This window comes from Micromonospora pisi (assembly GCF_003633685.1).
Classification (GTDB): domain Bacteria; phylum Actinomycetota; class Actinomycetes; order Mycobacteriales; family Micromonosporaceae; genus Micromonospora_G; species Micromonospora_G pisi.
The window spans coordinates 7,590,026-7,615,150 of record NZ_RBKT01000001.1 but is presented as its reverse complement, the minus strand read 5'-3'; the positions used below and the strand labels follow the sequence as shown (position 1 = coordinate 7,615,150).

Here is a 25,125-nt window from a genome sequence, read left to right as displayed (position 1 = left end):
TTGCGTCATCGAACGGAAGGGGCGGCCCACCGTCACCGGGGCCGACCACTCCCGGCGCGCAGCGCCCGCGCGCGCCGGGCCGCGTCGGCGACCAGCCGTCGCAGCGCCACCGGCTCCACCCCGGGACCGGGTACGACCGTCGGTAACAACGCGTCAGCCGCCGGCTCCGGCAGATCCGGCGGTACGGGCGGCAGCGCCGCCACCGGCAGCGCGTACGCCTGTGCGGCGGTGACGCCGGCCGGTGCGGTGACCGGCTCCGGTTCTGGCTCCGGGGGCTGACGGCGCAGGTCGCCGAGGAGTTCGGTGGCGCCCCGTCCACGCAGGAGCAGCAGCACGAACGGGTCGGTGTCGATCAGCCAGGCCGCCTGGTAGCAGAGGGCCGCCGCGTGCCGGCACGGGAACTCCCAGTCCGGGCAGGAGCAGTGCGGTTGCAGCTCACCGAGACCGGGCAGCAGCCGTACGTCGACATCCTGGGCCGCCTCGACCAGCTCGCGCGGCACATCCCCGTCAAGCAGGGCGGCGAGGTGCCCCGCCTTCGCCGTGACGGCGCCGACGAACCGGTCCCACTGTTCGTCGCCGAGGCGCTCGACCTCCACCACGGTCTGATAGGCGCCGCCGTCGTCGCCGTACACGGTGGCGGCGAGCCGGCCCGGGCTGACCGTGATCGAGCCGACGTGCCCGCCGTACGCGAACCGCCGTCCCTTGCGGAGCTGGATCGTGTCCAGCGCGGTCTCCTCCATCGCGGTCAGCCAGGCCCGTCCCCACCACGAGCGGGCGAACCGGGGCACCCGGGTCATTCCCTTCGGGAACGCCGGGAAGCCCAGCACCTCGTCGCCGCTCACGGGCGGTCCCGCAGCGAGACCAGTTCGGCGAGTTCGTCGTCGGTCAGCTCGGTGAGCGCCGCGACGCCGCCGGCCAGGACCGCGTCGGCCAGGCCCCGCTTCTCGGCGATGGTCTGTGCGATCACGTCCTCCACCGTGCCCTCCGCGATCAGCCGGTGCACCTGCACCGGTCGGGTCTGTCCGATCCGGTACGCCCGGTCGGTGGCCTGCTCCTCCACGGCCGGGTTCCACCACCGGTCGTAGTGCACGACGTGGTCCGCGCGGGTCAGGTTGAGCCCGGTGCCGGCCGCCTTGAGCGACAGGAGGAAGACCGGGAAGCCACCGCCCTGGAACTCCGCCACCAGTTCCTCACGCCGCCCGACCGGGGTGCCGCCGTGCAGCATCCGGGTGTTGATCCCACGCTCGCCGAGATGCCGTTCGAGCAGTCGGGCCATTGCCACGTACTGGGTGAAGACGAGCACCGCACCGTCCTCGGCGAGGATCGTGTCGAGGAGTTCGTCGAGGAGTTCCAGCTTCCCGGAACGGCCGGACAGGCGGGGCTCCTCCTCGCCCAGGTAGTGGGCCGGGTGGTTGCAGATCTGCTTCAACGCGGTGAGCAGTGCCAGCACCAGTCCACGTCGGGCCATACCCGTGCTGCCCCGGATCTGGTCGAGGGTCTCCCGGACCACCGCCTCGTAGAGACCGGCCTGCTCCGGGGTGAGCGTCACCGGTTGGTCGGTCTCGGTCTTCGCCGGCAGCTCCGGGGCGATACCCGGATCGGTCTTTCGCCGCCGGAGCAGGAACGGGCCGACCAGCCGGGCCAACCGGTCCAGGTCGGCGGTCCCCTCCGGACGCATCCACCGCTCCCGAAAGACGGGCAGCGGGCCGAGCAGCCCCGGTGTGGTCCAGTCGAGGATCGCCCAGAGTTCGGCGAGGTTGTTCTCCACCGGCGTGCCGGTCAGCGCCACCCGGGTACGGACGCCGATGGCCCGCAGCGCCCTCGCGGTGTCCGAGGCGGGGTTCTTCACGTGCTGGGCCTCGTCCGCGACGACCATCCCCCAGCCGTGACCGGCCAACCGGGCGACGTCCACCCGCATCGTCCCGTACGTGGTGAGGACGAAGCCGTCGGCGCTGTCGAGGTCACGTACGGCACCGTGGAACCGACGTACCGGCACGCCGGGGGCGAACCGGCGGATCTCCCGTTCCCAGTTGCCGAGCAGCGAGGCCGGGCAGACCACCAGGGTCGGACCCGCGCTCTCCGGCTCCCGCTGACGGTGCAGGTGGAGCGCGATCAGGGTGACCGTCTTGCCGAGTCCCATGTCGTCGGCGAGGCAGGCACCGAGTCCGAGCGAGGTCATCCGGATCAGCCACCGCAGCCCGCGCAACTGATAGTCGCGCAGCGTCGCGGCCAGGCCGTCGGGGGCGGCCACCGGCTCGGCACCGCCGTCGGGGTCGGCGACCCGCCACCGCAGCTCCTCCAGCCAGCCGGTCGCCGCGACCGGGACCGGGCGCCCGTCGACGTCGACCGTGCCGGTCAACGCGGCCCCGAGCGCCGCGACCGGATGGAGCGCGGGCAGTGCCCGCTGCCGGACCCGCCGGGCGGTTTCCGGGTCGACCAGCACCCAGCGCCCACGTAACCGGGCGACCGGACGGTGCGCCTCGGCCAGGTGGTCCATCTCGGCCGGCGTCAGCGTGGTTCCGCCGAGCGCCACCTGCCAGTTGAACTCCAGCAGCCGGCCGTCGCCGAAGAGGCCGCCGACGCTGGCCGGTGGTTGCCGGCCGGAGCCGGCGAGTACGGCGGTGGTGCTGAGGTCGGCGGCGAGTTCCCGGGGCCAGTGCACGGCCACCCCGGCCGCCGCCAGCCGGGCGGCAGCACCGCCGAGCAGGTCGTCGATCTCGTCGTCGTCGAGCAGCAGGGTGTCCGGCACCGCGTCGTCGAGCAGCCGCAGCAGGGGCGGAAGACCCGTCCGGCCCGGCGTACGGCGAGCATGGTGTCGGTGCGTACGGTCTCCGGGTGGCTGATCCGTGGGCCGGGTGCGCCGGTTCGGTCCCAGAGCGTACGGGCGTCCACCAACGAGCCGGTGTCGGCCCGGTCGGCGACCTGGAGCACTGCCCGCAACGGCCCGGTGCCGACGTCGTCCGGGTCCGCCTCGACCCGTAGCGACAGCCGTATCCCGCTGTCCACGGCGGCTGTCTCCCCGGCCCAGTCGCGCAGTTGCGGCACGTACCGGGGCTCGTCGGCGGAGTACGCACCGGTGCCGTCGGGGCGGCGGGGCAGGGTGTCGGCGACCGTGTCGAGGAACGCGCGCACGAGTGTGAGCGCGTCGGGCAGCCGGGGCGGGCCCGGTTCGGGCAGTGGGAGCGCCCGGGCGACAGCCGGCATGGCAGCGCCGAGGGCGGCGACCCGGGCCCGGTCGGACTCGTCGTACGGGCCGATCCGCCAGGCGTCGAAGCCGCCCGGTGAGATGCCCGGCAGCAGCCGCCCCCGGCCGACCAGGTGGAGCGCTTCGTCGGCGGCGGCGCCCCAGAAGACCGCGCTCGGGTGCGCGTCGGCGCTGTCCCGTCGGGCCCGTACGAGCAGCGGCAGGGCGTCGCGTACGGGAAGTCGGCGGACCGCGACGGTGCGCGCGGTGATCGTGGCGGTGTCGGTCGGGTCGGGTGCGACCACGGTCAGCTCGCCGGTCGCGCCTACCGCCTCCGGTACGCCGTCTGCGGCCCAGAACGCCATCGTCGCGGCCCGGGGCGGATCGGCCGGCTCGAACAGGACGGCACACCTGGCGAGGGGAACCCGCTCCGGTTCCTCGACGGAGCCGGTCGGTGCCTCCGCGTCGTATTTCGCCTCGCGGGTCGGTGCCAGCCTGCCGGTCATGCGCTCAGCCTGCGGTAGCGGCGTACGGAGAGGGGGCAGAAGACCACGAGCAGCAGGGTAGGCCAGAGCACCGCCATCAGGAGGGCGTGCTGGGAGACCCACGACTCACCACCCCAGCCGGGATTGCCGAAGAGTTCCCGGGTAGCGGCGACCGTCGAGGAGAGGGGGTTCCATTCGGCGATCGCACCGAGCCAGCCGGGCATGGTCTCGGGGGCGGCGAAGGTGTTGGAGAGGAAGCCGAGCGGCCACACCAGGATCTGTACGGCGACCAACGCCTCCGGCCCCCGGGCGAGCAGGCCGAGGAAGATGCCGACCCAGAGGAGTGCGAAGCGGAGCAGCAGGAGCAGCCCGATCGCCGCCGCCGCCCGCGCCGGACCCTGATGCCAGGACCAGCCGACGGCGAGCCCGCAGCCGATCATCAGGGCGAGCCCGACGAGTGAGTTGAGCAGGTCGGCGGCGCCGCGCCCGACCACCACCGCCGAGGGTGCCATCGGCATCGACCGGAACCGGTCGGTGACGCCCCGGGCGGCGTCGGTGGCGACTGCCGCGAACGTGGTCTCCAGCCCGAAGACCATGGTCAGAGCGAACATGCCGGGTAGTAGGAACTCCCGGTAGTCACCGCCGCCGGGGACCGTCATCCCGCCGCCGAGCAGGTAGCCGAACATCAGCACGGTCAGTACCGGGAAGAGCAGCGCGATGACGATCTGCCACGGTTGCCGGGCCCAGTGCGCCAGGTCGCGACGGGTGATCGTGGCGCCGTCCACGACGGCCCAGCGCAGGCGGCCGAGCATGGATCGGGGCGGCGGCGGGGCAAGCGTCGTCACGCGGTCACCTTCCGGTCGTACGGGACGGCGCTCGCGTCCGTGGTGGGGGTGTGGGTCAGGTGCAGGAAGACCTCGTCGAGGGTGGGCCGGCGCAGCGCGATGTCCTCGGCGTCGACGCCGGCGGTGTCGAGCGCCCGGACGACTGCGGTGAGCGCGGTGACCCGGTCGCTGACGGGTGCGCTGATCCGCCGGGTGTCCGGGTCGACCTCGGGCGCGGCGCTGGCGATTCCGGTGAGGACGGCGGCGGCCACCGGTAGTTGGTCGCCGGAACGGACCACGACGTCGATCCGGTCTCCGCCGAGTCGGGACTTGAGCTGGTCGGTGCTGCCCTCGGCGATGGTCCGGCCGTGGTCGACCACGGAGATGCGGTCGGCCAACTGGTCGACCTCGTCCAGGTACTGGGTGGTGAGCAGGACGGTGGTGCCGCCGGCGACCAGGTCCCGGATCGCCGTCCAGACCTCGGCCCGGCTTCGCGGGTCGAGCCCGGTGGTGGGTTCGTCGAGGAAGAGCACCGGCGGGGCGAGGATCAGGCTGGCGGCGAGGTCGAGTCGGCGGCGCATGCCACCGGAGTAGCGGCCGACCGGTTTGCCGCCGGTGTCGGCGAGGCCGAAGCGGTCGAGCAGTTCGTCGGCCCGGCGTCGGGCGGTCGCGGCCGGCAGGTGGTAGAGCCGGCCGAACATGACCAGGTTCTGCCGGCCGCTGAGGATCTCGTCCACGGCGGCGTGCTGGCCGACCAGCCCGATCTGGGTGCGTACCGCGACCGGGTCACGGACGACGTCGTAGCCGGCGACCCGGGCCCGGCCGGCGTCGGGTCGCAGCAGCGTGCTGAGGATGCGTACGGCGGTGGTCTTGCCGGCGCCGTTCGGGCCGAGCAGTCCGTGCACGGTGCCGGCGGCGACCCGGAGATCGAAGCCGTCCAGGGCGGGGCGTGGTCCGTAGCGCTTGACCAGACCTTCGACGTGTACCGCTGCCGCTGATTCTGCCATCCGGACCCCTTAGAATCGTACGGTGTACGGAACAGACCGTACACCGTACGGTTGGCGCCTGCCAACCCGCACCGCGCGCACCCTGGGGAGCGGAGATGACCACCGAGTACACCGGCGGCGGAGACCCGGCCCGCAGCATCGCCCTGCTCTGGCGGGGGCCGGAGAAACCCGCGCCCCGGTCCGGGCTGACCGTCGACAGGATCGTCGACACCGCCATCGAGCTGGCCGACGCCGACGGTCTGGCCGCCCTCTCCATGCGCAAGCTCGCCGAACGGCTCGGCGTGGGGGTGATGTCGCTCTACACCTACGTGCCGAGCAAGGCCGAACTCGTCGACGTCATGCTCGACACCGTGCTGGGGCGGATGGCCCGCCCGGACCAGGGCACCCTCGACTGGCGCGGCAGACTCGAACAGATCGCCCGGGAGAACCTGGCCACCTACCAACGACACCCGTGGATGCTGGAGATGGCCGTACAGCGCCCACCGATGGGACCCCACCTGATCGCCAAGTACGACTACGAACTCCGCGCGCTGACCGACATCGGCCTGACCGAGGTCGAGATGGATTCGGTCCTGACCCTGCTGCTCGGCTACGTCGCCGGGGCGGCCCGGGGCGCGGTCGAGGCGGCACTGGTCGAACGGCGCACCGGGATGACCGACGAACAGTGGTGGGCCGCCCAGGCACCCCTGCTGGAACAGGTCCTCGACCCGGACAGTTACCCGGTCGCGAGCGCGGTCGGCAGTGCGGCCGGCGAGGCGAACCAGGGGACGTACGAGCCGACCCGCGCGTTCGAGTTCGGACTGGAACGGGTGCTCGACGGGATCGAGGTCTTCGTCCGGCGTACCAACCCCTCGGCTGGGGGTACGGGCGTCCACTGAACGTCGGCTATCTTGGGGCAGGATCTCGGGCCATCGACGGGTCACCGTCCAGTGACGGGCGGAGCGGCGTACGCATGACATCTGGGCCGACGCGCTCCTGGCCGCGGGCCGCCGCAGGCCGCCGGTCCCGGCTGCGCATCATCGCCTTCCTCGGTGTGTTAGTGCTGGTGGCGGCCTTCGCCGGGCACACGCTCACGCAATCCGGTCGGCACCGGGCGGCGGTCGGGACGACACCCGAGATACGCACCTTCTGCCCCGGGGCGGGCCAGGGGCCCTGCGCCGAACTCGGCGTGCTCGACGCGGTGCTGGACGGCCGCGCGGGCCGACCCGACGGATCGGCGGTGCAGCCGCTCAGCGCGTTGCAGCTCAATCTCTGCAACAGCGGTCAGGCCGCCTGCTACCCGCAGCTCAACAAGGGGCGGGCGGTGGGCGAGGCGTTCTCGGCGATCACCGCGTTGCGCCCGCAGATCGTCACCCTGAACGAGATCTGCCGGGACGACGTGGCCACCACCCTCTACCCCGCGATGGTGGAGAACTTCCCGGACGACCACGTGTTCTGGGCGTTCCAACCGGCCGGCGACCCGGCCGACAGCTCACAGCCCTACCGGTGCCGCAACGGCGACCAGTACGGCATCGGGATCCTCGGCCGGGTCGGCGCCGGGAACTGGCACGGCGTCTCGGTGTTCAACGGGCTCTACCCGGATCAGGGCGGCCTCCCGGACGAGTTGCGGGCCTGGCTCTGCGTGGCCGTGGTCGACAACTACTACGCCTGCACGACGCACCTGACGTACGTGTCACCGACTGTCGCGTTGGGACAGTGCCGGCGACTCCTGCAGGTCGAGGTGCCCGCCATGCGGGCGGTGGTCGGTTCGGTGGCCCCGGTCGTCGTCGCCGGGGACCTCAACCTCGTCCCCGGCGGCACGCCGGACGTGCTGACCTGCGTCCCCGCCGGCTACCAGCAGACCGGCGACGGCGGCGTGCAACAACTCATGGCCAGCGGCGATCTCCACGTCGGGCAGACCCGCACGTACGAGATGCATCACACCGACCACCACGGCTGGTTCGTCAGCTTCAACCCCTGACCCGGCGGGTCCTACTCGCGGTCGCCCTGCCACTTGGCGAGGAATGCCTTACCGAGGTAGCCGGCGATGATCCAGGCACCGATCGCCGGCAACAGGCGGAACTCCATGGCGCCGACGATCATCGCCACGGTGACGCCCAGGGCCAGCGCGCCGACCACGAGGGCGACCAGGCCGAGGGCGCCGACCTGGAGCCGGTTGGGGGTGATCCGGCCACCGGACGCCGGCACGGACGCGGCGGTCGCGGTCTCCGGGTGGGGAATCTGATCCGGATCGCGGGCCGGCAGGTCCACCCGGACTCCCGGCGGCACCTGCGCGTCGACGTTCACGGCGGTGGCACCCCGGTAGAGGGTCGGTTCGATCCGGACCGAGATCGCGTCGCCGCCGATGAGCTGTCGGGCACCGTCGGGCCAGGCCAGCATCGCCACGCACTGGTTGAACCGTACGGTGACCGGCGAACCCTGCTTCGGCACCAGGCTCACGCCCTCGTCGGCCACCACGAGCCGCGTCGACACGTCGCCCAGCCCCTGGTACGTCGTACCTCGCAGCGCCTCGGACGAGCCGGTGGGGGCGGCGGTGAAGCCGGCCCAGTCGGCGGTCCGCCCGTACGGGGTCATCAGCAGCGCCGATTCGAGCGCGACCTTGGTCACCTCGTGCACCTGCTCGACGGTGACCGCCTTCAACTCCCGGGCGACCTCGTCGCCGGACTGGGTCGGGTGGTTGGTGAGCAGGTTGAACGCCGCCGCGGGCAGGCGCGCGGCGTCGGCCTCGCCGGTGGAGAGCGAATCGGTGGCCTTGGCGACCACGGCGCTCACGTCGGCCTCGTCGATCCGACCGACACGCAGCTTCGCCAGTACGTCGACGAAGCCGCCGAGCACCGCGTCCTGCTTCTCCGGCAGCGCGTCGGCGATCGCGGTGATGACGGCGAAGTTGTCGCCCCGGGGTTCGTAGTTCGTCGCGGCGGTGTACGAGAGCCCGCTCTCCTGGCGCAGGCTACGGAAGAGTTCCCGCTCCAGGACGCCGCTGAAGACCCGGGCGGGAGCACTCCTCGGCACGACCGCGTCGAGGCCGGTGGCGCCGGTCGAGCCGGAGAAGAACGCCGGTGTGGACGGCAACGCCGTGGAGGCGGTCGGCACCGGTTGACGCTGCCCGGACGGCAGGTCGAGGGTGAGACCGGCCGGTATCTCGTCGCCGGCGATCCAGAGCACGGCGTTCTCCCGGGTGAAGTACCGGTCCGCCCAGTCCCGCAGGTCCGCCGCGGTCAGCCCGGACAGCCCCCACTCGGGGTAGCTGACCAGGCCGTAGTCGCGGGCACCGTGCCGCCAGAGCGGCATCCCCTCGGTCGCCGAACCGTTCCGGCCGCTCCACTCCGTACGCAGAATGGTCTTTTCGGTTTCCAGCCGGTCGGTGGCGAGGTCGCGCAGCGAACGGCAGACCCCGACCAGGAAGGCGGTGATGTCGGCGGCGGATCCCTGCATGTGGAAGTAGGTGACGACGCTGCCGGTGGCCCCGTTGTAGTGGTAGTCGGCGGTGCCGACCGGGAAGAGCACCAGGTGCTCCAGCAGGTGGGTGATGCCCCGGCGGGCGAGTGTCTCGTCGGCCTGGCCGACCCGGAACATCAGCCCGGCGTGCATCGGTCCGGTGGTGGGGGCGATCAGCGTCGCTACGCCGTCAACCTCGGTCTGGCGAATCATCGGGTACCGCCCTTCTTCATCGCGCGGTCCCGGAACTCGCCGAAGAGCTTGACCGGGTCGCCGAGGTACGCCCACGGCAGCTCACTGACCAGGTGCCCGAGCCCGGTGAAGAGCCGGGCGGCGGGCACGTAGTCGTCCATCATCGTGAACATGAAGGCGAAGGTGTTCTCCACCGAGACCCAGCCGACGGTCCGCTGGTACGCCGGATGCAGCACCGAGCGGGACGCCGCCTCGTGGACCTGTTCCTTGACGTCGGCCCGTTGGAAGTGACGTGCACGGTCGTCGCCCTTGAGGGTGAGCAGCGCGTGCTCGATGTGCGCGTCCACGACCAGGACCGCGTTCGGCGCTCCCTCTGGCGCCGCCAGCATCTCGGTACGGGCGAAGGCGTGCATCGCCTCCAGCGAGCCGCTCCACTTCGGAGCGAGCTGCTGGAGCAGTTGCGACTGTGCCGGCAGGTGGTGTGGGTGGTGCTCGGCGAGCCGGTCGTAGCGCCGGCGGGCCTCGGACTGGCCCAGTTGCAACCCTCGTGCGGTGATCAGACGCTGGGTCCAGACGGCGGGGTCGCTCGGGTCGTACGCGGCGGCGTCGATCAGGAGCCGTTCGGCGTCGCGCAGGATCTCGTGGAAGCGGGCGAACTGCTCCCGGCTGACGTGCTCGGCCCGGGCGCCGGTGCGTACCTCCCAGGCATCTTCGATCAGCCGACCGGCGAGCAGCGCGGCGGCGAGGGTGTCGCTCGGGTCGGCCTTGACCCGCTCGCGCAGGAAGGGGGCGGCGGCGGAGGTCTCCGCGCCCAGCCGGATCAGCCGGGTGCGCGCGGCGGGGTCGTGTTCGGCCAGGATCGCCTGCACAGCGGCCCAGTCGCCGGCCAGCAGAGCGGCCCGGAGGCTGACTATCTCGGGGTAGGCGGCGGCCAGGTCCATTGTCGGTGCCAGGGTGGGGGCGGCAGGCATGGCGAAGATCATAACCAGCCTCAGATCGGCCGTGTGGTCAGGCCGAACGCCGACGTCGCCCCTGCTCACACGCACCCTGACCGCACGACATCAGCCGTTGGAGAGGGTCACCGGCAGCGCGGCCAGCCGCCAGGTGCCCGGGTCGGGGATCCGGGCCGCCGGCCCCGCCGTGTCGGCGAGGGACAGGTCGGGGAAGCGACGCAGCAGCCCGGTCAACGCCACCTCGATCTGGGTCCGGGCCAGTGCGGCGCCGAGGCAGAAGTGCGGGCCGTGGGCGTATCCGAGGTGGGCGGCTATCCCTGCGGTTCGGCCGACGTCGAGCCGGTCGGGGTCGGCGAAGGCCCGTGGGTCGCGGTTGGCGGCGACGATCACGGCGGTGACCGGCTCCCCCTTGCCCACCCGTACGCCGGCCAGCTCGACGTCCTCCCGGGCGTACCGGGGAATGGTCATCACCTGTGGTCCGGACCAGCGGGTGAGTTCCTCGACCGCTCCCGGCATGAGGCCGGGGTCGGCGCGGAGGGCGGCGAGTTGCCCGGGGTGCGCGAGCAGCGTCTGCACCGCGTTGGTGATCAGGTTCGTCGGTGTCTGTCCAGCCAGGACGAGGTGCCAGACCAGGGTGATCAGCTCGGTGTCACTGAGCTGGTCGTCCGCCTCGGCCTGGGTGCGGATGAGGTCGGAGACCAGGTCGTCGCCGGGCTCGGCGCGCCGGTGTGCGACCACGGCCCGGGCGCCGGCCATGATGCCCGGAATGGCGTCGGCGAACGCCTGACCCCAGCCGGCGGCGACGGCGGCGCCCCACTCCCGCCAATGCGGACGGTCGTCCTCGGGGACGCCGACCAGCTCGCAGATGACGTCCATCGGCAGCGGCCGGGCGAAGTGCACGAGCAGGTCCACCACACCGTTCTCGGCGTGGCGGGGCAGGTCGTCGAGGAGCCGGTCGACGATCGGTTCGATCCGTGGCCGGAACTCGGCGGCGCGGCGCGCGGTGAACGCGGGCGACACCAGCCGGCGCAACCGGGCGTGCTCCGGGCCGTCCATCTCCTGCATGGTCCGCATGTAGGCCAGGCAGTGTTCCGGTACGTCGGGCCGGGTGAAGCTGGCGGCGTTGAGTTCGAACCGGGGATCGGTCAGCATCGCACGCGCCTCCTCGTGGCGGGTGACGGCCCAGATCGGGCCGAATCCGGGTCCGACGATCCGCGCCATCGGCGATTGCTCCCGGGCGCGCCCGTACGCGGTGAAGGGGTCGGTCAGCACGTCGGCGTTCATCAGGTCGATCTCGGGAACGCCGCTCAGATCGTCTCCGGTACCGCTCACCACGACTCCCATCTCAGATGTTCATGTCAGATGGTCCTACCATCTGAGTGGTGACGGTATCTTCAATCCACACGGATGGCAACGCCGCGAAACAGGGAGAACGATGGGTCGGCTCACCAGGGCGGAGATGCAGGAACGCAACCGTGCCAAGGTGCTCGCCGCCGCCCGGGACGAGTTCATCGAGCGCGGCTTCCGGGACGCGAAGATCGACAACATCGCCGAGCGCGCCGAACTCACCCGGGGGGCGGTCTACTCCAACTTTCCCGGCAAACAGTCGCTCTACTTCGCCGTACTGGCCGAGGAGGCCGAGAACCCGCCGGAACCCCCGTACCGGGCCCAGGGCGACTCGCCGCGCACGGCGCTCGCCGAGTTCGCCCGCGCGTGGCTGGCGCGACTCCCCCTCGCCACCGACTCCTCGGGCGCGGCCCGACTCGGCATGGACCTCATTCCCGAGGTCCTCGCAGCCGAGCGGACCCGGCTGCCGTACACGCAGTTGATGCACCTCGACGCGATCCTGCTCGGGCTCGCGTTGGAACGGTTGCACCGGGCCGGCACGCCCACCGGTCGCCGGGTACGGGTGGCCGAGACCGTGCTCACCACCCTGCACGGCGCACGTCAGCTCGCCGCCGCGGCGCCCGGCTTCGTCGAGCCGTTCAACCTGGTACGCGCCGTCGAACAGGTCGCCGAACTGGACCTGGAGGACCGGTGGGAGGTGCCGCATCTCGCCCACATACCGCAGGCGCGACCCGCCGACGAGCCGTGGTCGCCACCGCCCTCGACCGATGCCCTGCGCGACGAACCCGTGCGACTGAACGGTGACGGGGTGGTGGCGATCCTCGGACTGCACCGGATCTCCGCGATCGAAGAGGCGGTACGTGCCGCCCCGCCCGACGTCGACGTGACCGCCGTCCTGGTCAGCGGCGCCCCCGACGAGCTGATGCCGTTGGCCCGGCTGACCGTCGCGGAACTCCGCGCCTGCCTGCGCCAGGCCGTCCCCGAGTCGGCCTGGCCCCGGCTGCGGATCGTGCACGACCGGCAGGGCCTCGTCGCCTCGGCGGCCGGCGTACCCGCCGTCAGCGACGCCACCTCGACCGCCGTCGCGATCCGGAAGGGCCGCGTCGTGGCGCGCGCGGACGGCTGGGGCGCCTGCCACGCCGCCGCCCTCCCGCTCTCCCCGCGCTAGGGCGGGACCGGCGGCCAATCGCCAGCGCTTCGATCAAGAGGGGGGACCCGGCTCCCGTCGGCCAGCCTCTTCCCGGAACCGCCCTGCACCAAGAGTCCCGTCCCGGATGATATGAGGGGGGCGGCCAGCGCAAAGGGACAGCGGCATGGATGAGAACGCACGCGAGCAGGCGCTGCTCACCGCCCTGACCACCGAGCATTTCGTGCTCCAGACCTCTCGCAGCGCCACTATCACCGAGTCGGTCGGCCGGGCGACCGTCTTCATGTCGCTACTCTCCGCCGCCCTGATCGGGCTGGGCTTCGTCTCCAGCAGCGCTCAACTGATCAAGCCGTACCTTGGCGCGGTGCTGCCGACCCTGGTGATCGTCGGGCTGCTCACCTTCGGCCGGCTGGTCCAGACCATGCGGGAGAACTCGCTGGACCTTCAACGCATCCAGCACATCCGCTCCTACTACCACCGCCGGCTCGCCGGCGAGTACACCTTCTTCGCCGACTCGGTGACCGGCGAGGCAGACAAGCCGGCGATCGGCGCGGCGGTGGCCAGCAGACCCGCTCGCTGGCAACTGCTGCTGACCACCGCGGCGATGGTGGCCGCGGTCAACGGACTGCTGATCGGCCTGAGCGCGACCCTGTTGACCGCGTTGCTGAGTGGATCCCTCGGGTTGGCGATCGCGCTCGGTGCGGCGGTGGCCGTGGCCGCCTTCGCCGCGCAGGTCGTGTACATCAACCGGACATCGATCTGGCTTACCGCTTGACCGGTCATCCGGCAATGGTGTCGAGTGCTTCGATGGCGTCGGCGGGAAGCTTCAGGTCGGCGGCGGCGATGTTCTCCCGCAGGTGGGCGACGGACGAGGTGCCGGGGATGACGACCATCGTGGGGGATCGCTCCAGCAGCCAGGCGAGTGCGACCTGCTGCTGGGTGGCGCCGACCTGGGCCGCCACGTCGACCAGGGTGTCGTGTGCGAGCGGACTGAAGCCGCCGAGCGGGAAGAACGACGCGAAGGCGATGTTCTCCGCCGCGCACCGGTCGACGAGCGCGTCGTCCTGCCGGTTGGCGAGGTTGTACAGGTTCTGCACCGTCACGACCGGCGCGATCGCCTGCGCCTCGGTGAGCTGGGCGGCCGAGACACCGCTGAGCCCGAGGTGACGGACCAGGCCCTGCTGACGCAGCTCGGCCAGGGCGCCGAACTGCTCCGCGACGGACTTGTCAGAGGTGCCCTCCGCCGAGCCGACCCGCAGGTTGACCACGTCGAGCACGTCCAGACCGAGGCGCTGGAGGTTCTCGCACACCTGGGCCTTGAGATCGTCGGGAGCCAGCGACTGCTGCCATGAGCCGTCCTCGCCCCGACGGGCCCCGACCTTGGTGACGATGACAAGGTCGGACGGGTACGGGTACAGGGCTTCCCGGATGAGTTCGTTGGTGATCGCCGGGCCGTAGAAGTCGGCGGTGTCGATGTGGTTGACGCCGAGGTCGACCGCTTCCCGAAGCACCGCGATCGCCTGGTCCCGGTCCCTGGGAGGCCCGAAGACGTGGGGTCCGGCCAGCTGCATCGCCCCGTAGCCCATCCGGGCGATGGTGAGGCCATCGGCGGGAGTGAGGGCGCCACCGGGAACGTTGTTAGCCATTTCGCCTCTTTCGGTATCTTTGACGCCTTTCAGACTATCCGTATCGTTTCAGCTAGCCCGTGTTTTACGACTCTGCACCGGTCCGGCACCGCCTGGCAGTACCCCCGCGTTCCTGGTAGCGGCGGGACCAGCCACCGCCCGACCGGCCGACCTATCGTGGAGACCACGAGCGACAGGAATGCGCTGAGCGGATCGATCACGAATGGAGAAGCGCCGGTCGCCGGGCCGCGGCTAGCGTGACTGCCGTACCCATGACTTCAGGAGTGACCATGACCAGCTCTTCCGCGCCGGGAATCAGGACCGTGCTGCACCCCGTCTCCGACCTCGCGACGGCCAAGAAGGTGTACGCCGCCCTGCTCGGCGTACCGCCGCAGACGGACGGGCCCTACTACGTGGGCTTCGAGGCCGCTGGCCAGCACATCGGGCTGGTGCCGAACGGTGGACCGCAGGGCATGACCTCACCGGTGGCCTACTGGCACGTGCCGGACATCGAGGCGAAGCTCGCCGAGGTGACCGCCGCGGGTGCCACCGTGCAGGAGCCCGCGCACGACGTCGGTGGGGGCCGCCTGGTGGCCACCGTCACCGACCCCGACGGCAACGTACTCGGGCTGCTCCAGGACCGCTGAGTTCCCGCTCCCGCTCCCGCGCTCCGCGTCGTCGCCACACCGAGCAGCGCACGCCGCCGCGGGAGCGGGGCGCCTGGTTCGCCACGCGTACCGGCTTCGACCCTCGTGCGCCGGCCACGCCGTACCGTTGGTTCCGCATCTCCCCCGCGCCGCTTCCAGGCCCGGCGCGAGGCGAACAAAATGAACGACCGCGAGCTGATGCGCGACGGCCGCTGGTGGTCTGACGCCCCGGGCACACGCTGCCTGCCCGGGGGCCCAGCGACCCGCCCGACAGATGGAGAGACGATAAGCATGGCCACGAGCACCGACCCGCGGTCGCCTGCGACGACGCACGTTGCCGACAGCCACGATCTGATCCGCGTGCAGGGGGCGCGCGAGAACAACCTCAAGGATGTCAGCATCGAGATCCCGAAGCGCCGGCTCACGGTGTTCACCGGCGTCTCCGGCTCGGGCAAGAGCTCCCTGGTGTTCGACACGATCGCCGCGGACTCGCAGCGATTGATCAACGAGACCTACAGCTCCTTCGTGCAGGGCTTCATGCCGACACTGGCGCGGCCCGAGGTCGACGTGCTCGAAGGGCTGACCACGGCGATCATCGTCGACCAGCAGCGGATGGGCGCCGATCCCCGCTCCACGGTCGGCACCGCCACCGACGCCAACGCGATGCTGCGCATCCTCTTCAGCCGACTCGGGCAGCCGCACATCGGCTCGCCGGGCGCGTTCGCCTTCAACGTCCCCTCGGTCCGGGCGAGCGGTGCGATCACGGTCGAACGCGGTGCCGGCAAGACCGTGAAACAGACCTTCGCCCGCACCGGCGGCATGTGTCCGCGCTGCGAAGGCCGGGGCGAGGTCTCCGACATCGATCTCACCCAGCTTTTCGACGATTCCAAGTCGATCGCCGAGGGTGCGCTCACCATCCCCGGCTGGAAGTCGGACAGCTGGTGGACGGTACGGATCTACGCCGAGTCGGGTTTCCTCGACCCGAACAAACCGATCCGCGAGTACACCAAGCAGGAGATGCAGGACTTCCTCTACCGGGAGCCGACCAAGGTGAAGGTCGAGGGCGTGAACCTCACCTACGAAGGGCTGATCCCCAAGGTCCAGAAGTCGTTCCTCGCCAAGGACCGGGAGGCGCTGCAGCCGCACATCCGGGAGTTCGTGGACCGGGCCGCCACCTTCACGACCTGCCCCGAGTGCGACGGCACCCGGCTCAGCGAGGCGGCCCGCTCGTCACGCATCGGCGGGATCAACATCGCCGACGCGTGCGCGATGCAGATCAGCGACCTGGCCGAATGGGTCAGCGGCGTCGACGAGCCGTCGGTGGCGCCGCTGCTCGCGACGCTGCGACGTACCCTCGACTCGTTCGTGGAGATCGGGCTGGGCTACCTCTCGCTCGAACGGCCGTCGGGCACGCTGTCGGGCGGCGAGGCACAGCGGGTCAAGATGATCCGCCACCTCGGCTCCTCGCTCACCGACGTCACCTACGTCTTCGACGAGCCCACCAGCGGCCTGCACCCCCATGACGTCCAGCGGATGAACAACCTGCTGCTGCGACTGCGGGACAAGGGCAACACGGTGCTCGTCGTGGAGCACAAGCCAGAGGTGATCGCGATCGCCGACCACGTCGTCGATCTCGGCCCCGGCGCCGGCACCGGGGGTGGCAGCGTCTGCTTCGAGGGCACCGTCGAGGGACTCCGGGCCAGCGGCACGCTCACCGGCCGCCATCTCGACGACCGGGCCGCCCTCAAGAAGACGGTACGCACCCCCACCGGCACACTGCCGATCCGTGGCGCGGCGGCGCACAACCTGCGCGACGTCGACGTCGACATCCCGCTCGGAGCGCTTGTCGTCGTCACCGGCGTCGCCGGCTCCGGCAAGAGCTCGCTCGTGCACGGGTCGATCCCGGCAGGCGCGGGTGTGGTCTCGATCGACCAGGGTGCGATCCGGGGCTCGCGCCGGAGCAATCCGGCGACGTACACCGGTCTGCTCGACCCGATCCGGAAGGCGTTCGCGAAGGCCAACGGCGTGAAGCCGGCGTTGTTCAGCGCCAACTCCGAGGGTGCCTGCCCCAACTGCAACGGTGCCGGCGTCATCTACACCGACCTGGCGACGATGGCCGGCGTCGCCACCATCTGCGAGGAGTGTGAGGGGAAGCGGTTCCAGCCGTCGGTCCTGGACTACCACCTCGGCGGTCGGGACATCAGCGAGGTGCTCGCGATGTCGGTGACCGAGGCCGAGGAGTTCTTCGGCACCGGCGAGGCGCGTACGCCCGCCGCGCACAGCATCCTCGGCCGGCTCGCCGACGTCGGGCTCGGCTACCTCAGCCTCGGCCAGCCGTTGACGACGCTCTCCGGCGGTGAGCGGCAACGACTCAAGCTGGCCACGCACATGGCCGAGAAGGGCGGCATCTACGTCCTCGACGAGCCGACCACCGGCCTGCACCTCGCCGACGTCGAGCACCTGCTCGGTCTGCTCGACCGACTCGTTGACGCCGGTAAGTCGGTCATCGTCGTCGAGCATCACCAGGCGGTCATGGCGCACGCCGACTGGATCATCGACCTCGGGCCTGGTGCCGGCCACGACGGGGGCCGGATCGTCTTCGAGGGCACGCCCGCCGATCTCGTCGCCGCCCGCTCCACCCTCACCGGCGAGCATCTCGCGGCCTACGTCCGCGCCTGACCCGGCCTGGCCGAACCCTGCCCACCGGCCAGGGTTCGGCCAAGCTGTGGCCGTTTCCTACCCCTCTGGGGGCAGTAATCGTCCACGCTCCGGTCGGGTGGGGACCCGGCCGGGGGCGAAGGCCGCCAGCAGATGGATCAGCCAGGTCCGCGACGCAATCGCATTTACTTCAATGTCTGCGGCCCGCATGACACGGTGCCACGATGGATCGAGGCGGCGTCGGGCACTCGCAGGGCGAGACGGCTAGGGTCGTTATCACGGCGCGCCAGGTCCGCGGCGTGGACCGGCTCGGTTAGGCCGCGCCGTCCGCCCCCGGTCCGCATCCGCCCTTCGAGGGTACGGGCGAGCCGTCCCCGGGCACGACGAGTGGTGATCCAGGAGGGAGTGTCCGATGATCGGGACCCTGCGCGCGTTGGTGCTCGACGCACCCGACGCCCGGCGGCTCGCCGCGTTCTACACCGCCCTCGGCGGGTGGACCGAGCAGTACGCCGACGACGAATGGATCACGATGGAAACCGGGGACGGTTGGCGCATCGCCGCCCAGCGCAGCCCCGAACACGTACCGCCTCGGTGGCCCGATCCGGCGCACCCGCAGCAGGCGCACCTCGACCTGCGCGTGCCGGACCTCGACGCCGGCTCGGCGAAGGCGGTCGAGCTCGGCGCCGAACTGCTGCGCAGGAACGAGAAGTGGTACACGCTGGCCGACCCGGCTGGGCACCCGTTCGACCTGTGCCTCTTCCCGGCGAAGCAGGAGACCACACTCATGGGCGTGATGCTCGACTGCCCGGACGCGAAGGATCTCAGCAGGTTCTACGCGAAACTCCTTGGCAAGCCCGTCACGTACGAGAGTGAGGGCATGGCGATGGTCGGCGAGGACGGGGCGCAGCCGGTGATGTTCCAGCAGATCACCGAGTACCACGCGCCGCAGTGGCCCGATCCGGCGTATCCGCAGCAGTTCCATTTCGACGTCACGGTCGACGATGTCGACGCGGCCGAGGCGGCGGTACGCAAGCTCGGCGCCACCTCGCTCTCCTCCGGCGGGGAGAACTGGCGGGTCTACGCCGACCCGGCCGGCAAGCCGTTCTGCCTCTGCTGGGACTAGGAGGGCGATGCTGTCCGCGCCAGTTGTTGCCGCAGCCACTCCGGATCGGGATTGACGAACGACTCGCCCCCGAGGGCAACTGTCGGCACGGTTTCGTCACCCCCGGTCACGGCCCGTACGGCGGCGGCGCCCGCCGGGTCGCGCCAGATGTCGACCCAGTACGCCCGCCGGGCCTCCCGTCCGAGCCGCGAACGCAGCCGCAGGCAGTAGCGGCAGCCGGGCCGCCAGTAGATGATCGCCCGGCCGTCGTTCGCGCTGAGTGCCTGCGCCTCGGCGGCGGTGGTCGGACGGGGGAAGATCAGCGGCGACAGTCGTACGGCCAGCGCGCCGAAGATCACCAGCACGGCGACGCCGACCACCGGCGAGCGGTCGACGAAGAGCACCGCCGACAGCAGCACACCACATCCCAGCATGAAACCGGCTGACCGCCATCCACGCAGCATGGCGCCGCACACTACCCGATCGGTCGCACCCGGCGCTGGGCAGCGCAGAGACGACCACCGCCTGATCATCGGGGCTGCACACTGCTCATCCGCCGCAACAGCGACGATGACCGGCGTGCCACCGGTGGCACCCCGATTCGCGTGCATCCCCGCGACCAGTAGGAAATCCCCGCTGGCGGACAGTTGCTGGAGAGCTGATTGGCCGTCGCCGGTGGCTGAGCGTAGCCGTGTGTCGCAACGTGCCATGAGCTGCGCGAGCTGGCGGCAGACAGAGCAAACGCGCACCACGTGAGCCGGAGGTGTCGGAGGCCGCTGATACCTTGCGCCCGCAAGCCGGGGGGGGACCACCGTGAGGAGAGAACCAGTGGCAGATGTGGCACTGCGACCGATCGACGAATCTGACCTCGACACGCTGTTCGACCAGATGCGCGACGCCGAGTCGGTCCAGATGGCCGCCTTCACCGCCAAGGACCCCAACGACCGCGAAGCGTTCGACACCCACATGTCGAAGTTGATGACGTTGCCTGACGTCACCCTGCGTGCGGTGACCCGCGATGGACACCTCGTCGGCAGCATCGCCAGCTTCGTCATCGAAGGCGACACCGAGGTCACCTACTGGATCGACCGCGCTGTCTGGGGGCAAGGCATCGCCGGCCAAGCCCTTGCCCTCCTCCTCGACACGGTTTCGGTCCGGCCCCTGTATGCGCGCGCCGCCAGCGACAATGTCGGATCGCTCAAGGTCCTGCGCAAGGCGGGCTTCACGATCGTCGGCGTGGAGACCTCGTACGCAAACGCGCGGAACACCGAGATCGAGGAAACCGTGCTGCGCCTCGGTTAGTCACCGGGCGCGTGGTCCCTGCCACGCCAATTCCGAGCCAACGTCGATCTGCGTGACGCGCTCCGGGTGGGCGACGAAACCGGCCACGCGACGTCGTCGATCGCGAGCCGCGGCGCGCCAGCCACGGCCGTGGGCGTTTGACCAGCGAACGCCTGGACGTCGCCGAGGCGAGTTATTGCTGCCTGAAGCGGGCTCCCTCCTGAGGCCGCCAGGTGTAACGGACATCCGGCTCACGTTCTTCATTGCGCAGTCCGTCGGTGTGCTCGACCGCAGCGAATCCATGCCGCTCGTAGAACCGCTGGGCTGGCCCGTTGACCTGGAACGTCCACAGTCCCAGGCCGTCGGGCCGCTGCTGCTTGGCCAAGTCCATGAACCGGTCGCCCACCCCCCGGCCGCGCCACGACGGGTCGAGGTAGAGCTGTTCGAGTTCCTCGCCATCAAGTACCAGGAGCCCGATCACGGAGCCGTCGGTGACGGCTACCCAGCTCTCGTACTGCGCCACGACCACCTGGGAAAACCAGCTGCGCGCCTCGTCATCGCCGTGCGCGCGGCGCACGGTCGGCAGCGCGGCCGTGAAGGAACGCAGCCACACGTCGGCCATGTCGGCCGCATCGGAGTCGCCCGCACGACGAAACACAAGACCAGCCCTGTTCACAGCGCGCAACTATCGCAGATGGCTGACCATCAGGCATCCGGATTCGAGACTCCCCCATGACCTCGACCACCGAGGTCACCAAGCCGGCAAACGGTCACTAACACAGCCGACCGGATGCGGATCGGATGACGTCAGCTCGGGTGAGCGCCGGGCGGCCGAGTCGGATGGTGAGCGATCTGGCCTGATGCGTGGTCAGTTCGTTGATGAACACCACCGCGTCGACGTTCCCGGCTTCACAGGCCGCGACGACCTGCTCCAGCTTCCCGGGCCCGAGGAGGAAGCGGCGGGACAGCGGCGATGTCAGCAGCCGCACCCCGCCGGCGGAGATGCCCCTGCGCTGGACGAATCGTCCGTGCACCTGGATGCCGAGCGCCTGGACCTGGCGCTCAAGGGCATCGAGTTGCTCCTGGTAGTCGCGGACCTTGGCCGAGAAGAGACCCACGAGGACGACCACACGGATGAGGGGCATTCGGCCAGGATCGCAGGCAGGCCGGTTGGGGCGACAGCATTTTCCATCTCGCCTGCTGTCCGGCACGGCACGGCGCAGCAGGGGTTTGCGGCCTCTGCCGGCATCGCCGACCACGCATTCTCGTCCTGCCTGGGGGAAATCCCCCAGTGGAAGACGGCTGTCAGCCGGGTCCCGCCCGGGCGGCCGCGTGCCTAGCGTGATCTTCCGTAGGCACCAACGACGGAAGGAGTTCGGGTGATCGAGGCCCGGAATCTCACCAGGCGATACGGACCGACGGTCGCGGTCGACGCGCTCAGCTTCGACGTGCGGCCGGGCAGCGTCACCGGCTTCCTGGGCCCGAACGGGTCGGGCAAGTCCACCACCATGCGGCTGATCCTGGGGCTGGACCGATGCGACGCCGGCCAGGTACGGGTCGGCGGGCGCCGCTACCGCGAGCTGCGCTGGCCGCTGCGCGAGGTCGGGGCGCTGCTGGAGGCCAAGGCGTTCCATCCGGGCCGCAGCGCTCGCAGTCATCTGACCGCGCTGGCCGCCAGCAACGCGATTCCGCGGGCCAGGGTCGACGAGGTCCTCGACATGGTCGGCCTGACCAGCGCGGCCGGGCGGCGGGCCGGGAAGTTCTCACTCGGGATGGGGCAGCGGCTAGGGGTCGCCGCGGCACTGCTGGGCGATCCGGGGGTGCTGCTGCTGGACGAGCCGGTGAACGGACTGGATCCCGAGGGGGTCCGCTGGATCCGCAACCTGCTGAAGTCGCTGGCCGCGCAGGGCCGCACGGTGTTCGTGTCCAGCCACCTGATCAGCGAGATGGCGCTGACCGCCGAGCGGCTGGTGGTGATCGGCCGGGGGCGGCTGCTCGCGGACACGACCGTCGCCGAACTGTCGGCCGGGTCGGCGTCGCTGGAGGACGCGTTCTTCCGGCTCACCAGCGGAGCGGTCGAGTATCAGGGGAACCAGACGAAGGAGGTCACGTCATGACCACGACTGCTCAGACCCGCGTGCCGAGCGGCCGTTACGGGCTGGCGCAGGCGGCCCGGATGGAGTGGATCAAGCTGCGCAGCCTGCGCTCCGCCTGGTGGACCCTGGCCGTCACGGCCGCCGGAACCGTCGGGATCGGGGTCGCTGTGGGCCTGAACACCCGAAACGCCTCCGGGGACGTGACCAACAACGCGCTTGCCGGCGTGGTCCCCGGCCTGCTGCTGACGGGCGTGCTCGGCGTGCTGACCATGACCAGCGAATACACCTCGGGAACTATCCGGGCGACGCTGGCCGCCGTCCCGCGGCGCCCCCTGGTTCTGGCGGCGAAGGCAGCGGTGTTCGGGGCCGTGACCCTGATCGTCGGGGAGGTCGCGTCGTTCATCGCGTTCTTCGCCGTGGGGGCCACGCTGCGCCACGGCGTCGCGGCACCCACGCTGGGCCAGCCCGGCGTGCTTCGGGCGGTCGCGGTGACCGGGGCCGCCTTCTGCCTGATCGGGCTGCTCGGCCTGGGCCTGGGCGCGATCATCCGGCACAGCGCGGCCGCGGTCGGGCTGCTGGTGGCCGGCGTGTACGTCGTCGCGCAGTTCATCGGCTTCATCGCGCATGGCGTGGCGTCGTACATGCCGATCCTGATCGTGGGGAACTCGCTGAGCACGACCAAGCCAGTGACCTGCGGTACGGACGGTGCGTCCTGCCCGGACTTCCTGTCCGCGTGGACCGGGCTCGGCGTGCTGAGCCTCTACGCCCTGGTCGCACTGGCGATCGGCGGGTGGCTGCTGGCCAAGCGGGACGCGTGAGCAGAAGGCAGGCCGGGGCGGGTAGGACAATGACGGCATGGACCTTCCGGTGACCACACCGACAGTGGACGCACTGTCGGGCGACCAGGGTCGGGTCAGGAGTCCTTGGGCGGCGGCCCGGGCGGCGGTCCTGGCGCCGTTTACCCGGCGTCAGGGTCGCGAGCTGTTGTTCTGCCTGGCCGGGCTGCCGTTAGCCGTGGTCAGTCCGCTGGTGCTCTTCGTTCTCACCGTGGACCTGATCTGGTTGGCGGCCGATGGCGCACAGGGCAACCCGTCCGCGGTCGAGGTGGCCGCCGCCGGTGTCTGCCTGGGACTGCTGCTCGTGCTGCTGGTGTCGACAACGGCGGCCCGGAGGCTCGGCTCGTTGCAGCGCATGCTCGCGACCCGGCTGCTCGGGGTACGAGTCGGGGCGCCGCCGCCAGTGCGGCGGACCCCCGGCGGTCGGGCCTGGCCCGGCCCGGGCCCTCGCGACGGGGCCGGTTGGCGGGTCATGGCCTACCTGCTGGCCAAGCTGCCGGTCGGCCTGATCGAGCTGTACGCCGTGTTCTTCTGGATCGGCGGGCTGCTCAACCTGAGTTACCCGCTCTTGTGGGGGGCGTTCCGCAACCACCCGCCGGGGGTCCGGCTGAGCCCGGTGCCGGTGTTCACGCCGTTCGGGTTGTTCGGCGACGGCACGTTCGTCGTCGCGACCCTCCCCGGCACATTTGCCGCCGCCGCGGCGGGAGCGGCGATGTTGCTGGCCGCCCCGTGGGTTACCAGGGCCGTCACGTCCGCCGACGCCTGGCTGATCCGGGGCCTGCTCGGGCCCGGGCGGCTGGCGCAGCGGGTTCACGACCTGGAGTTGAGCCGGGCGCTGGCCGTGGACGACTCGGCCGCCCTGCTGCGGCGGCTCGAGCGGAACCTGCACGACGGTGCGCAGATCCGGCTGGCCACGCTGGCCATGAACCTCGGCATGGCTCGGGAGAAGCTTGGCGACAGCGGCGAGGTTCCGGACGCCGCGGCTGTCCGCGAGCTGGTCGACGCCGCGCTGCGGGGCGCTAAGGACGCTCTCGGCGAGCTGCGCAGCCTGGTCCGCGGGATCCACCCGCCGGTGCTCGACAACGGGCTGGCGGACGCCCTCGCCTCGCTGGCCGCCGACAGCGCGATCCCGGCCGAGCTGGAGGTCAGCATCCCGGTCCGGCCCACTCCCGCCATCGAGACCATCGCGTACTTCTGTGCCGCCGAGTTGCTGGCCAACGCGGCCAAGCACAGCTTCGCGAACAGGCTCGCCATCCGGGCGGCCGGACAGCGGGACGTGCTGCTGCTCAGCGTCGCCGACGACGGCACGGGCGGTGCCGACCCGGCCCGGGGCAGCGGCCTGTCCGGGCTCACGCAGCGGGTCGCCGTGGTGGACGGCCGGCTCACGATCGCGAGCCCGCCCGGCGGCCCAACGAAGATCACCGTCGAGCTACCGTTGCGCGCATGAATGCGCGGGTCGTCATCGCCGAGGACGCGGCCCTGTTCCGGGCGGGGCTCACCCGACTGATCGAGGACCACGGCCACCGGGTGTGCGCTGCCGTGGGTGATGGCGACGCGCTGCTGGCCGCGGTGGCCGACCATCAGCCCGACGTCGTGGTGGCCGACATCCGGATGCCCCCGACGCATACCGACGAGGGGCTGCGTGCCGCGCTCGAGATCCGCCGCCAGCACCCCCGCACCGGGGTGCTGGTGCTGTCGCAGTACATCGAGACCAAGTACACGGCCCGGCTGCTGGAAGGTAACGCGGCGGGCGCCGGGTACCTGCTGAAGGAGCGGGTGGCCGACGTCGCCGAGTTCGCCGATGCGCTGGAGCGGGTCGCCGCGGGCGGCACGGCGCTCGACCCCGAGGTCGTCGGCCAACTGCTGCGCGTCAGCCGCCGCGCCGACGGCGTGGCCGCGCTCACCGCGCGCGAGCGTCACGTGCTCGCGCTGATGGCGGAGGGGCGTTCAAACGCCGGCATCGCTGGCGCGCTCGTGGTGACCGGTGGAACCGTGGAAAAGCACGTCGCGAGCATCTTCGACAAGCTGGGGCTGCCCCCGGACGAGGCCGACAACCGCCGCGTCCTCGCGGTCCTGCGCTACCTGAGCTCGTAAATCCGCACCGACCCCTGCCCGCGACGAGCAGTGGGCCACCCTGATCGCAGCGCTCGAGGGCAGCCCCCGGCTGCATCCACGGCCAGGATCTTACGAACCACCCATCAGAATTGCTCTGCGAGCCGCTGCCGGCCCAGGGTCTGTCAACAGTTGTATCGCGTTGGCTATGCGGTCTTCTTGGCGGGTAGTGGGGGCTAGCCCCAATGTCG

General features: G+C 71.1%; 23 protein-coding genes. 12 read left to right on the top strand and 11 right to left on the bottom strand.

The genetic code is table 11. From position 1 onward, the window contains the following. Nucleotides 1–32 precede the first annotated feature (32 nt). The 4 genes from BDK92_RS32540 to BDK92_RS32525 all read right to left on the bottom strand — a co-directional run bounded on the left by BDK92_RS32540 (nucleotide 33) and on the right by BDK92_RS32525 (nucleotide 5,500). Nucleotides 33–842 carry an SWIM zinc finger family protein gene (locus tag BDK92_RS32540; RefSeq protein WP_211349447.1) on the bottom strand — a complete coding sequence of 270 codons (810 nt, stop codon included), beginning with the start codon at nucleotides 840–842 and terminating at the stop codon, nucleotides 33–35. Further along, on the bottom strand, nucleotides 839–2,749 hold the full coding sequence (locus tag BDK92_RS32535) for a DEAD/DEAH box helicase (RefSeq protein ID WP_246017375.1): 1,911 nt from the start codon (nucleotides 2,747–2,749) through the stop codon (nucleotides 839–841). Before BDK92_RS32535 ends, BDK92_RS32540 begins: the two co-directional genes overlap by 4 nt. A 937-nt stretch (nucleotides 2,750–3,686) precedes the next feature. Continuing rightward, on the bottom strand, nucleotides 3,687–4,481 hold the full coding sequence (locus BDK92_RS32530) for an ABC transporter permease (RefSeq protein WP_121160180.1): 795 nt from the start codon (nucleotides 4,479–4,481) through the stop codon (nucleotides 3,687–3,689). Nucleotides 4,482–4,510: 29 nt separating this feature from the next. Further along, a complete protein-coding gene (locus BDK92_RS32525) occupies nucleotides 4,511–5,500 on the bottom strand; it encodes an ATP-binding cassette domain-containing protein (protein ID WP_121160179.1) in 990 nt (329 codons plus the stop codon). Nucleotides 5,501–5,595: 95 nt separating this feature from the next. Here BDK92_RS32525 and BDK92_RS32520 point away from each other — a divergent pair, with 95 nt between their 5' ends. Both BDK92_RS32520 and BDK92_RS32515 read left to right on the top strand, forming a co-directional pair. Continuing rightward, complete coding sequence (locus BDK92_RS32520) at nucleotides 5,596–6,378, top strand: TetR/AcrR family transcriptional regulator (protein WP_121160178.1); 783 nt, start codon at nucleotides 5,596–5,598, stop codon at nucleotides 6,376–6,378. 74 nt (nucleotides 6,379–6,452) lie between these two features. After that, complete coding sequence (locus BDK92_RS32515; RefSeq protein ID WP_147457197.1) at nucleotides 6,453–7,460, top strand: endonuclease/exonuclease/phosphatase family protein; 1,008 nt, start codon at nucleotides 6,453–6,455, stop codon at nucleotides 7,458–7,460. Nucleotides 7,461–7,471: 11 nt separating this feature from the next. Here the strand turns inward: BDK92_RS32515 and BDK92_RS32510 are convergent, their stop codons facing one another. The 3 genes from BDK92_RS32510 to BDK92_RS32500 form a co-directional block, all read right to left on the bottom strand. Beyond that, on the bottom strand, nucleotides 7,472–9,151 hold the full coding sequence (locus tag BDK92_RS32510) for a M16 family metallopeptidase (protein WP_121160176.1): 1,680 nt from the start codon (nucleotides 9,149–9,151) through the stop codon (nucleotides 7,472–7,474). Then, nucleotides 9,148–10,101, bottom strand: coding sequence for a hypothetical protein (locus BDK92_RS32505; RefSeq protein WP_121162782.1), 954 nt, complete (start codon nucleotides 10,099–10,101; stop codon nucleotides 9,148–9,150). Before BDK92_RS32505 ends, BDK92_RS32510 begins: the two co-directional genes overlap by 4 nt. Nucleotides 10,102–10,191: 90 nt before the next feature. Further along, the gene (locus tag BDK92_RS32500; RefSeq protein WP_246017374.1) at nucleotides 10,192–11,415 is read right to left on the bottom strand and encodes a cytochrome P450 family protein; all 1,224 of its coding nucleotides are present in this window, start codon (nucleotides 11,413–11,415) and stop codon (nucleotides 10,192–10,194) included. Nucleotides 11,416–11,518: 103 nt separating this feature from the next. Between BDK92_RS32500 and BDK92_RS32495 the strand changes: the two genes are divergently transcribed. Together BDK92_RS32495 and BDK92_RS32490 are read left to right on the top strand one after the other, a co-directional pair. Further along, complete coding sequence (locus BDK92_RS32495) at nucleotides 11,519–12,598, top strand: TetR/AcrR family transcriptional regulator (protein ID WP_121160174.1); 1,080 nt, start codon at nucleotides 11,519–11,521, stop codon at nucleotides 12,596–12,598. A 145-nt stretch (nucleotides 12,599–12,743) separates the two neighbouring features. Then, nucleotides 12,744–13,352 (top strand): hypothetical protein, encoded by a 609-nt coding sequence (locus BDK92_RS32490; RefSeq protein WP_121160173.1) that lies wholly within the window; start codon nucleotides 12,744–12,746, stop codon nucleotides 13,350–13,352. A 4-nt stretch (nucleotides 13,353–13,356) separates the two neighbouring features. Here BDK92_RS32490 and BDK92_RS32485 read toward each other — a convergent pair whose 3' ends face one another. Further along, entirely contained in the window at nucleotides 13,357–14,223 is an 867-nt protein-coding gene (locus tag BDK92_RS32485; protein ID WP_121160172.1) for an oxidoreductase, read from the bottom strand. 269 nt (nucleotides 14,224–14,492) lie between these two features. Here BDK92_RS32485 and BDK92_RS32480 point away from each other — a divergent pair, with 269 nt between their 5' ends. The 3 genes from BDK92_RS32480 (at nucleotide 14,493) to BDK92_RS32465 (ending at nucleotide 18,630) form a co-directional block, all read left to right on the top strand. Further along, nucleotides 14,493–14,849: a VOC family protein gene (locus BDK92_RS32480; protein ID WP_121160171.1), complete on the top strand. Its 357-nt coding sequence runs from the start codon at nucleotides 14,493–14,495 to the stop codon at nucleotides 14,847–14,849. A gap of 291 nt (nucleotides 14,850–15,140) precedes the next feature. Next, nucleotides 15,141–17,528 carry an ATP-binding cassette domain-containing protein gene (locus BDK92_RS32470; RefSeq protein ID WP_211349446.1) on the top strand — a complete coding sequence of 796 codons (2,388 nt, stop codon included), beginning with the start codon at nucleotides 15,141–15,143 and terminating at the stop codon, nucleotides 17,526–17,528. 391 nt (nucleotides 17,529–17,919) lie between these two features. After that, complete coding sequence (locus BDK92_RS32465; protein WP_121160170.1) at nucleotides 17,920–18,630, top strand: VOC family protein; 711 nt, start codon at nucleotides 17,920–17,922, stop codon at nucleotides 18,628–18,630. On the opposite strand, the gene BDK92_RS32460 is transcribed toward BDK92_RS32465, so the two are convergent. After that, nucleotides 18,627–19,073 (bottom strand): glutaredoxin domain-containing protein, encoded by a 447-nt coding sequence (locus BDK92_RS32460; RefSeq protein ID WP_121160169.1) that lies wholly within the window; start codon nucleotides 19,071–19,073, stop codon nucleotides 18,627–18,629. The two genes, BDK92_RS32465 and BDK92_RS32460, sit on opposite strands and share 4 nt — an antisense overlap. Nucleotides 19,074–19,437: 364 nt before the next feature. Here BDK92_RS32460 and BDK92_RS32455 point away from each other — a divergent pair, with 364 nt between their 5' ends. Further along, nucleotides 19,438–19,911, top strand: a complete 474-nt coding sequence (locus BDK92_RS32455) for a GNAT family N-acetyltransferase (protein ID WP_121160168.1) — start codon at nucleotides 19,438–19,440, stop codon at nucleotides 19,909–19,911. A 172-nt stretch (nucleotides 19,912–20,083) separates the two neighbouring features. Here BDK92_RS32455 and BDK92_RS32445 read toward each other — a convergent pair whose 3' ends face one another. Then, the gene (locus BDK92_RS32445) at nucleotides 20,084–20,566 is read right to left on the bottom strand and encodes a GNAT family N-acetyltransferase (RefSeq protein WP_246017373.1); all 483 of its coding nucleotides are present in this window, start codon (nucleotides 20,564–20,566) and stop codon (nucleotides 20,084–20,086) included. A 97-nt stretch (nucleotides 20,567–20,663) separates the two neighbouring features. Beyond that, nucleotides 20,664–21,035 (bottom strand): HflX-like GTP-binding protein, encoded by a 372-nt coding sequence (locus BDK92_RS32440; protein ID WP_121160166.1) that lies wholly within the window; start codon nucleotides 21,033–21,035, stop codon nucleotides 20,664–20,666. A 234-nt stretch (nucleotides 21,036–21,269) separates the two neighbouring features. Between BDK92_RS32440 and BDK92_RS32435 the strand changes: the two genes are divergently transcribed. The 4 genes from BDK92_RS32435 to BDK92_RS32420 are packed head-to-tail and all read left to right on the top strand — an operon-like array spanning nucleotide 21,270 to nucleotide 24,916. Then, entirely contained in the window at nucleotides 21,270–22,007 is a 738-nt protein-coding gene (locus tag BDK92_RS32435; RefSeq protein ID WP_121160165.1) for an ABC transporter ATP-binding protein, read from the top strand. Continuing rightward, nucleotides 22,004–22,804, top strand: coding sequence for an ABC transporter permease subunit (locus BDK92_RS32430; protein WP_246017372.1), 801 nt, complete (start codon nucleotides 22,004–22,006; stop codon nucleotides 22,802–22,804). The genes BDK92_RS32435 and BDK92_RS32430 overlap by 4 nt, the downstream gene beginning before the upstream one ends. Before the next feature lie 37 nt (nucleotides 22,805–22,841). After that, the gene (locus tag BDK92_RS32425; protein WP_121160164.1) at nucleotides 22,842–24,269 is read left to right on the top strand and encodes a sensor histidine kinase; all 1,428 of its coding nucleotides are present in this window, start codon (nucleotides 22,842–22,844) and stop codon (nucleotides 24,267–24,269) included. After that, entirely contained in the window at nucleotides 24,266–24,916 is a 651-nt protein-coding gene (locus BDK92_RS32420) for a response regulator transcription factor (protein ID WP_121160163.1), read from the top strand. The genes BDK92_RS32425 and BDK92_RS32420 overlap by 4 nt, the downstream gene beginning before the upstream one ends. Nucleotides 24,917–25,125: the final 209 nt, after the last annotated feature.